This is a genomic window from Longimonas sp. (genome assembly GCF_046498435.1).
Taxonomy (GTDB): domain Bacteria; phylum Bacteroidota; class Rhodothermia; order Rhodothermales; family Salinibacteraceae; genus Longimonas.
Genome location: NZ_JAWOAR010000285.1, coordinates 1 through 3,310, shown reverse-complemented (window position 1 = coordinate 3,310; position 3,310 = coordinate 1). Strand labels below are relative to the sequence as shown.

At 61.2% G+C, this 3,310-nt stretch carries 4 protein-coding genes; 2 read left to right on the top strand and 2 right to left on the bottom strand.

Annotated elements, in window-relative coordinates:
* Together R6U20_RS11095 and R6U20_RS11090 are read right to left on the bottom strand one after the other, a co-directional pair.
* Positions 1 to 633: TonB-dependent receptor plug domain-containing protein (locus R6U20_RS11095; RefSeq protein WP_410337923.1), on the bottom strand; the 633-nt coding region annotated here is incomplete at its 3' end.
* 227 nt (positions 634 to 860) lie between these two features.
* Positions 861 to 1,181, bottom strand: coding sequence for a hypothetical protein (locus tag R6U20_RS11090; RefSeq protein ID WP_410337922.1), 321 nt, complete (start codon positions 1,179 to 1,181; stop codon positions 861 to 863).
* A 480-nt stretch (positions 1,182 to 1,661) separates the two neighbouring features.
* Here R6U20_RS11090 and R6U20_RS11085 point away from each other — a divergent pair, with 480 nt between their 5' ends.
* On the top strand, positions 1,662 to 2,867 hold the full coding sequence (locus R6U20_RS11085) for a GTP-binding protein (RefSeq protein ID WP_410337921.1): 1,206 nt from the start codon (positions 1,662 to 1,664) through the stop codon (positions 2,865 to 2,867).
* A gap of 48 nt (positions 2,868 to 2,915) precedes the next feature.
* The coding region (locus R6U20_RS11080; protein WP_410337920.1) for a GTP-binding protein at positions 2,916 to 3,310 on the top strand (395 nt) is incomplete at its 3' end.

Genomic DNA, 3,310 nt, shown 5'->3' with positions numbered 1-3,310 from the left:
CTTCACCACGCTCCCGAGCGCCTGCGAGCCGTAGAGGAGTCCGGCAGGGCCGCGAATGACTTCGATCTGCTCGGCGGTGAGCGGCTCCATCATCACGCCGTGGTCGGCGGTGGTCTGGTAGAGGTCGCCGGTGCGCTGGCCGTCTTCGAGCATGAGCACGCGGTCGCCGCCCATGCCGCGAATGGAGGGGCGCGCCGCCCCGGGACCGTTGTACTGCATGGCAAAGCCCGGCACGCGTTGCAAGGTTTCCGGGATGCTGCTGCCCAGTTGCTGCTGAAGCTCCTCGCCTCCCAGTGCGGTGATGGGCTGATAGACTTCGGCGGTGGTACGCTCCCGCGCCGCGCCCGTCACGACAATGTCGGGCAGCCCCACGCGCTGCGAACGCAGATCGATGGTGACGCGTGTGCGCTCGCCAGCCTTTACCTCGACCGTCTCGCGGTGCGTAGCGTACCCGACGAAGCGCACCTCCAACTCGTAGGTATCGGGCTCAATATTTCGAAACAGGAACTGGCCCTCGCCATCGGTGGCCTGGCCGCGGCCGGTGGGGCTAAGCTGCACGGTAGCCCCGGGCAGGGGACGGCCGGTTGTGCGATCGACCACCACACCCGAGAGCGTACCTGGCGCCTCCTGCATCGTTATATTGGGGGAGGCATGGCTTTCCGTGTTTCCCCCAACACATACCGCGCTCCATAGCAGCCCAACGAGGGCCACGTGTTGCATCATTCGTTGCATACATCACCGCTTTGCCGAACCGCGCTGCGCGCTATTCGCGTAGCCGCGGGTTCGTTGTTGCACGTCTGCGAATCCGGAAGGCAGACAGCGCCCCCGGAGTAGCACATTCCTGACGGGAATGGCTGCGGTCAGGCGTGCGGGGGGCCGCGGATGACGTAGTGGAAAACAGGCTGCGGACGAGGCGACGTGGGAGAGATGACGTTCCATGCCCGGGCGTAAAGTGTGGGCGTGGGCGCAGACGTGGATGCGGCTTCAGCGGGATGAAAGACCGCTTCGCACAGCGTGCAGTCGATCTCGGCAGCGGCATCATCGCTATGTACAACGACATGCGTAGGAGCTGCATCCGCATCGGCGGCGTGATGAACAGCGTGCACAGCAGGCACGAGCACGCCCCCCACCACGAAGATGGCAAGGAGCACCGTTGCCGCAATGTGCCGCCACGTGTGCATGGGTGTGCGTATTGGTGTGTACTCTTGAAGACCAAACAGGCAAATGATGCACTGTCTCCTCCTGTTCCGTCGACGAACCTGCTGTCGTAGCAGTGCACGTGAAGCTTCTGCATAGCACGGACTGTTTTTTAGCCTGCGCTTCGAGTGCCCACAGCCTCTTTTTTTGTCACGTACAGAAGCCCCTCTCTCGATATTTTTGTGGGATGCACCTTGCTTTCCCGTTACTCCTACAAAGCAGATATAGGCCGTAAGAGAAGCACATAGTTGAAAAGACCAGGCGTGAAGAAACGATCCGGCGTGAGGGAGCCACTTGCATATCGCCGAGACAGGACCTACCGTTATACACACTTTAATGTGTACTATTAGATTCTGGTGCTACGGGTGCCCGTTATGTCCGTGGCGGTTGGCGTTCTGTACCGCGCTCGCTGACCCGGGCGTTTCTGTATCGTCTTTTTTTGACATGGTCCATTCCTCTTCATTATGCGCAGCAAACTTCCCGTCACCGTTCTCTCCGGCTATTTGGGCGCGGGTAAGACGACACTCCTTCAGCACATTCTGCACAACGCTGATGGGGGGCGCGTCGCCGTCATCGTAAACGACATGGCCAGCGTCAATATCGACGCCTCGCTGGTGGAGGAACAGTCGGATCTCGTGCAGGCGGAAGAGAACCTGGTCGAGATGTCGAACGGATGCATCTGCTGTACCCTCCGCGAAGATCTACTCGTTGAGGTGAAGAAGCTGGCCGATGCCGGGCGATTCGACCACCTCGTCATCGAATCGAGCGGGATCTCCGAGCCGCTGCCGGTGGCCGTCACGTTCGACTTGTCCGACGAGTTCGGACGCGCACTCTCCGATGTGGCCGAGCTTGACACGATGGTGACGGTCGTGGATGCGGCCCGCTTTACCGACGACTTCAACTCGACCGATCTGCTGCGTGATCGCGACCAGGACACCGGCCCCGGCGATGAGCGCACTCTTGTGGACTTGCTGGTTGACCAGATTGAGTTTGCGAACGTCATCCTTGTGAACAAGACGGACCTCGTGAGCGAGGAGCATGTGGCGTTTCTCACGGATGTGCTGCGCACGCTCAATCCCGATGCCACGATCATCCCCACGCAGCATTCGCACGTTGAGTTGGAGCAGATCATTGGCACGGGCGCGTTTGACTTTGAGGCTGCACAGCGCATGCCCGGATGGATGAAGGAACTGGAGGGCGAGCACATTCCGGAAACAGAGGAATACGGCATTGCCAGCTTCACCTATCGGGCCCGGCGGCCTTTTCACCCACAGCGGTTTTGGGACTTTTTCCAGAGCAACTGGCCCGGCGTCATTCGCGCAAAAGGATTCTTCTGGCTGGGCACACGCAGCGCGGTCGTTGGCGAGCTATCGCAGGCGGGGCGTCTTCGCGATCAGCAGCCTGCAGGCTACTGGTGGGCCGCTCTGCCCAACGAGTACTGGCCCGACGACCCGCGCGAGCATGAGCGCATCATGGACCGCTGGGACGACAACTACGGCGACCGTCGGCAGGAGCTCGTCTTCATCGGCGTCGGCATGGACGAGACCGACTTGCGCCAGCGGCTGGATGCCTGCCTGATGTCGCCCACCGAGGTGGAACGCCACCACGCCGACCCGGCGTCCATTCCTGATGCCTTCCCGGCGTGGGACCTTGAGGGCGTGCCGGCGTAGCGCCGCCTTTTCCCGCCCTTATTTTCCATCGACATACGATGACCCGCCATGAGTGAAGCGCCTCCCCAACCCGTTCCTGTTACCTTGCTTGCCGGATTTCTGGGGAGCGGCAAAACCACTCTACTCAACCACCTGCTGAGTGGGCTGCCCGATCACCGGGTGGCGATTCTCGTTAACGACTTCGGCGACCTGAACGTGGATGCCGATCTCGTTATCCGCCAGGATGCTGATGTGCTACGCATGGAAGGCGGATGCATCTGCTGTACCATGCAGGCAGGCGTAACCTCAGCGCTATCGTACCTGATCGGTCGGGATGCTCCCCCGTCGTGGGTCATGATTCGTCCCGGCGCTGGACCACGTGTCCACCGAAGGCGTTGCGCATCATCGCCAGAACCCGGTTGCCATACCCTTCGTCGTCCTGGCTGGCAAAACGCATCTGCAGG

Bases quoted from the DNA above. Each gene is read 5' to 3' on its own strand.
- R6U20_RS11085 (WP_410337921.1), top strand. From the start codon at position 1,662: ATGCGCAGCAAACTTCCCGTCACCGTTCTCTCCGGCTATTTGGGCGCG.
- R6U20_RS11090 (WP_410337922.1), bottom strand. From the start codon at position 1,181: ATGCACACGTGGCGGCACATTGCGGCAACGGTGCTCCTTGCCATCTTC.